The 5258-nt window shown below is 47.0% G+C and carries 5 protein-coding genes; 4 read left to right on the top strand and 1 reads right to left on the bottom strand.

Features of this window, described 5'->3' with window-relative positions; genetic code table 11:
* The first annotated feature begins 272 nt into the window (after nucleotides 1-272).
* Nucleotides 273-1205: a hypothetical protein gene (locus tag J0895_RS13225; RefSeq protein ID WP_207088554.1), complete on the top strand. Its 933-nt coding sequence runs from the start codon at nucleotides 273-275 to the stop codon at nucleotides 1203-1205.
* Nucleotides 1206-1445: 240 nt separating this feature from the next.
* Here J0895_RS13225 and J0895_RS13230 read toward each other — a convergent pair whose 3' ends face one another.
* Complete coding sequence (locus J0895_RS13230; RefSeq protein ID WP_207088555.1) at nucleotides 1446-1955, bottom strand: rhodanese-like domain-containing protein; 510 nt, start codon at nucleotides 1953-1955, stop codon at nucleotides 1446-1448.
* A 260-nt stretch (nucleotides 1956-2215) separates the two neighbouring features.
* On the opposite strand from J0895_RS13230, the gene rsmA reads away from it, so the two are divergent.
* From rsmA to J0895_RS13245, 3 genes are all read left to right on the top strand, one after another.
* Nucleotides 2216-3055 carry a 16S rRNA (adenine(1518)-N(6)/adenine(1519)-N(6))-dimethyltransferase RsmA gene (gene rsmA, locus J0895_RS13235; protein WP_207088556.1) on the top strand — a complete coding sequence of 280 codons (840 nt, stop codon included), beginning with the start codon at nucleotides 2216-2218 and terminating at the stop codon, nucleotides 3053-3055.
* A gap of 9 nt (nucleotides 3056-3064) precedes the next feature.
* Nucleotides 3065-4018 (top strand): 4-(cytidine 5'-diphospho)-2-C-methyl-D-erythritol kinase, encoded by a 954-nt coding sequence (gene ispE, locus J0895_RS13240; protein ID WP_207088557.1) that lies wholly within the window; start codon nucleotides 3065-3067, stop codon nucleotides 4016-4018.
* A gap of 149 nt (nucleotides 4019-4167) precedes the next feature.
* Complete coding sequence (locus J0895_RS13245; RefSeq protein ID WP_207088558.1) at nucleotides 4168-4497, top strand: DUF3082 domain-containing protein; 330 nt, start codon at nucleotides 4168-4170, stop codon at nucleotides 4495-4497.
* Nucleotides 4498-5258: the final 761 nt, after the last annotated feature.

Here is a 5258-nt window from a genome sequence, read left to right on the forward strand (position 1 = left end):
GATGGCGATCGCATTGCACCTCTACAAATACACCTTGACAGGGCTACCCCTGAAGGGGTCACTACGAACGTTTGTAGTCACCCCTTCAGGGGGTCAGGATTTATATTCTGTTAAACGCTAAACCCCCTTGAAATGACGAGATTTCCCTGAGATTTCTGTGCCGTTCAAACCTGTTCCTGATTCTAAATATCAGCCAAAAGGAAGCAGCCTAGAAAGGCGATCGGATTTATGATATGGAAAAGTTTGCCAATTTTGTCAGAAGGGTGATCATCATGTCAGTTCAAAAAATAGCCGTTGCCGTCATTCATGGCATGGGATCGGGAGATCTGGATGTGGATGCAGGGAATTTAGAACAACCGAAATATTTTAGCAGATTATCCCGTCAAATTATTGAAAGATTTGCCCAGCAGTTGGGAATTTCCCCAGAGGAAGCTGAATCCCGATTAGTGTTTGAATATATTTATTGGGCACCGCTGCTGCAACCGGAACAACGAGAGTTATGGGAAAAAGTCAAGGGAGAGAATTTGCGGTTTGAATGGTTGCGGTTTTTTTTCATCAATGTTTTGGGAGATACGATCGCCTATCAAGTCACCTCGGAACGCGATCGCAGTCTGTATGATGGGATTCACGGCAGGGTTGCAGAAAGTCTGCGAACTTTAGCGGAAAAAGCGGGTCCCACCGCCCCCCTATGTACCATTGCTCATAGTCTTGGCACGGTGATCGCCAGCAATTACTTTTATGATCTTCAGGAATTTACTCGGACTCGGGGGAGTAAAGTGCTAATGCCTGAATCCGTGACGAGTCAGATGGGAAATACTCCGTTAGAACGGGGGGAAACCCTGACTTTATTTTATACTCTAGGGAGTCCGATCGCCCTGTGGAGTTTGCATCAAAAGTTTGATCGTCCCATCCAGGTTCCGGCGCAGCAGTTATCGACTTATCATCCGGATTTAGTCGGGGAATGGGTTAATTTTTATGATCCGAATGATATTATTGCCTACCCGCTCAAATCTCTGAGTCCTGAATATGAACAGGTGGTGACAACAGATTGGCCAGTGAATGTGGGGAATTTCTTAACCAGTTGGAATCCTCTGTCTCACGTTGCCTATTGGAGCGATCGCTTTATTACAGGTGCGGTGGGTGAAGCGTTAGCGAGTACCTGGAAAGTTGTGAATCCAGATTACTTCAAGGCGATCGCTCAGTAGTCTAAAACTGGCTATTTAGGGCGGTTTCAAGCATGGGGAGCATCTTGCTGGGGAGGATGGGGAGGAACGACTGAAGTCGTTACTACGAACGGGGGAAATTACGAACATCTTCCCCAGTTCAAAAATGCCAAAGTAGAGACGCGATCGCCGCCTCTACCATCAGGGATGATGGCAAGCCTAAAAACCGAGTTTAGGCTTGACAAAACCACCTAACCGATCGCAGAATTGAAAACTTATACTCTAGCGATGTTGTTTGGATTTTTTAGCTTGAAGGTCGCCTTGCTTGCCGACGCGAGCCGCCACATTACTTTCGCTTTTCTTCACCGAACTAGGACCGGAAGCACCTTCCACCGAAACAATCCCTTCCGTGGGACCGCCGATCGCTTTCCAAGCCGGTAAACCGCCTTTAATTTCAGCAACGTTAATAAAGCCACCGCTGCGGAGTTGGCTGGCAGCTTGTTTGGTTTGCTCATCGCTGTCAGCATACAGGTAGATGTCCCGCTTAAATTCTAAGCTAGAACTGGCCGTTTCTGCGAGGTTCTCCATCGGCATGGCGATCGCGCCGGTGATCCGTTCGTAGTTGAAGGATTCGCGATCGCGCACATCGATAATGGTCAAACCTGGTTCTCCCCACTCCAGACGAGACTTGAGTTCTCCAGGAGTAACCTGGGGTTTTAAATCCGGTGGAGTCGGGGTAACATTCGGTAGAGTTTCTTTGACTTGTTTGATGTTGTCTGCTAAATTTGCCATGATAATTGTATATCCTTATGGTGTTTTACACGCTATGTAAACTTTAGTAACTTTTACTCTAATCTTCCTCTCCCTTAAGGTAGAACGTTTTTAATTTTTTTCTGTGTAGGGGCAGGAAAATCGGCATTTCGGGCCAATCATCAAAAATTACTCCTTAAGAAATAAGCCCAAATCTTCCTTGAGAAAGAGGGCAGTTTTCGGGTCCCCAACCCGGTAAAATAAAAAAGCTCGACTTTCCACCGAACCCACCCCTGATAAAAATGCCATCGCCTTATCCTCGAAAACAATTTGCTCAACACTGGCTGCAAAGTGATAAAGCCCTCAATGAAATTATCAAAGCAGCGGCATTATCTCCGGGCGATCGCATCCTAGAGATTGGCCCCGGGACCGGCAACCTCACCCGGCAGTTACTGCCCCAGGCGGAATCCGTCGTAGCGGTAGAAATTGACCGAAATTTGTCCCAAAAACTCGCCCAAAAATTGGGGGACATCCCAAATTTCTTACTCTTGTGTGCGGACTTTCTGGACCTAGATTTAGAGTCCGTCTTAACCCAAACTCCGGAACTGTTTCACCATCCCCATAAAGTCGTCGCCAATATTCCCTATAATATCACCGGCCCCATTCTGGAAAAACTCCTCGGCACGATTTCCCAACCGCCGCGAATTTCCTATCAGTCCGTCGTCCTGCTGATTCAAAAAGAGGTTGCAGAACGGATCACTGGCGCACCCGGATCGCGAACTTATGGGGCATTATCCGTGCGGGTGCAGTATGTCGCCGAGTGCGAATATATCTGTACCGTTCCGGCGAAAGCCTTTTACCCGGCACCTAAAGTTGATTCAGCCGTGATCCGGTTGTCGCCGCGACCCTTAGCTATTCTGGCCGATCGCCCCCGGTGGTTAGAGACTTTAGTAAAAGTCGGGTTTTCCAGCAAGCGCAAAATGTTACGAAATAATTTAAAAGGACTGATTGATCGCGATCAACTGACCCAGTTTCTGGAACAATTAAACATTAACCCCCAAGTGCGTGCCGAAGACCTTAGCGTGTCGCAGTGGGTGGCTTTAAGCAACGTATTAACCCTAGAACCTTCCGTCACCCCTTAAATACCTCCCATGCGCTCTTATTCCTTAATTGCACCGGCTAAAATCAATCTGTATTTGGAAATTATCGGCGATCGCCCGGATGGGTATCACGAATTGTCAATGGTCCTGCAAAGCATCGATTTAGGCGATCGCGTCGAAATTCGTGCCAATGGCATCGACGAATTTCGGATCCACTGCCAACATCCCGAGGTCCCCTGCGATCGCACCAACCTCGCCTACCGCGCCGCCGAACTCCTCAAAACCGCCTATCCCAAAGCTTTTGAGCAATATGGCGGTGCAGATATCTTCATCGACAAACAGATTCCCGTCGCTGCCGGATTAGCTGGGGGCTCCAGCAATGCTGCCGCCGTGTTGGTCGGCCTGGAAATGCTCTGGGACCTGGGATTAACCCAACCGGAATTACAAGATTTAGCCAGTCAACTGGGTTCGGATATACCCTTTTGTATCACCGGAGGGACCGCCTTGGCAACGGGACGGGGAAACCAACTCGAACCCCTGCCGGATTTAGAAGGATTGTACGTGATTCTGGCAAAATATCGCAGTTTAGGGGTGTCTACCGCTTGGGCGTATCAAACCTATCGCCAGCAGTTTGGCAGTACCTACGTTCGAGAATCCACGGATTTAGCTGCTAGACAAAAGCGAGTCCATTCCGGACCAATTGTGAAGGCGATCGCGCATCGGGATGAGATGAAAATGGTACAATGTCTGCACAATGACTTAGAAAAAGTCGTGTTGCCGGAATATCCTCAAGTATTAAAACTGCGGCAAACCTTCCAGCAGTGTGACGTATTGGGAACCCTAATGTCCGGTTCCGGACCCACCGTATTTGCCCTCACCGACTCCCGGGAAAAAGCGGAACAAATCCGCGCGCAAGTTCAAAACACTCTGGGCAATCCGGACCTAGATTTTTGGATTGCTAAATTCATTAATACCGGGATTCAGTTAGCCCCAGGGATACATTAGGGAGGTTCTGTTCTCTCGATAAGCTGAAAGATGCATTTAAACTGGATGATTTTAGTAATTGTAGGGTGGGCAGTGTCCACCCTACTTTAACTCTCGATATCCAAATCAAAACGTTAAAATTTAAACAGTCCATTCGCCATAGAAAATTCATGACTAATCCCACACCGACGCAACCCAAACCCCTCTTAGTTACTCATGAAGAACCCGTTCAACCCACCTTGATGCGGTGCTTCATGGGTTCATTCATTTCCGGAGGGTTTGCTTATGCTTGTATGATGCTCACCAGTGCGATCGCCTCTACCTTTGCCAACAAACCGATTCACTCGGATAATCCGATCGCCGTCAATATTTCCGCTGCAGTTCGGACATTAGTTACGGGGGTGAGTACCCTGGCAACCTTTATTTTTGCTTTTGCTGCCTTGGGTTTATTTTGTCTGGGACTGCAACTGTTGTTTCAAAAAATTACCAAAAAATCCTAAATTGTGGGGAAGCAACTGGGGAAGACACAACCGTCTCCCTAGTCTGATGGGGTAGGTTTTGTTATGGTTCAGAAAAAGTGCAAGCTATCTTAGCATTTCAAGGTGAGATTGAGGATGGTGTTCGGCCCCTAGCGTCGCCACCGGAATCGTTCCTCAACAGGAGCGATCGGTTTGCACTACCCTCCTCAATGTTTTCGCTTAGGTTGTTGCTCCCTCCCTCCCTCCAACTCCACCGCCCCGATTAAATCCCCCTTTCGTCACTTAAAGTGTATTCTGCATAACCAACTCAGTATTTGTACTCAAAAAACTTCTCCCGGACCAAAACAAAAACAGTTCTTCATCATTTTTTGCATTAACTTACAAGGATTAAAATTCCTTCAAAAGCACAGCCCATAAAGAAACTCCATCAAATTAATGGCTAAAAACTAAGTAAATTCAAGAAAACTCCCCGTAAAATTACTGATAACTTCACAGGGTTCAGGCGAAAATTTCCCCAAAAACCCCTAAAACTTCAGTAAAATTGCGGATAGAGAAAACCGTATAGAGTCGTTAAGGTAGTTTTCAAGCGATTTTTAAATTCGCTTAGAGCATCCTACTTTTTACATAAAAAGAATTGTCGTAGCACCATCTAAAACCTTACCTGGATGGAAACTCGTCATGCCAATTTTAAACAATGAATCTTTATTCTCTGACTCCCAGGGTAACCCCTTACTATCCGGGTTGGTTGATAACCCTGTAGACCCACTTAACAACCCAATCAA

This window comes from Phormidium pseudopriestleyi FRX01 (genome assembly GCF_017313335.1).
GTDB lineage: Bacteria > Cyanobacteriota > Cyanobacteriia > Cyanobacteriales > Laspinemataceae > Laspinema > Laspinema pseudopriestleyi.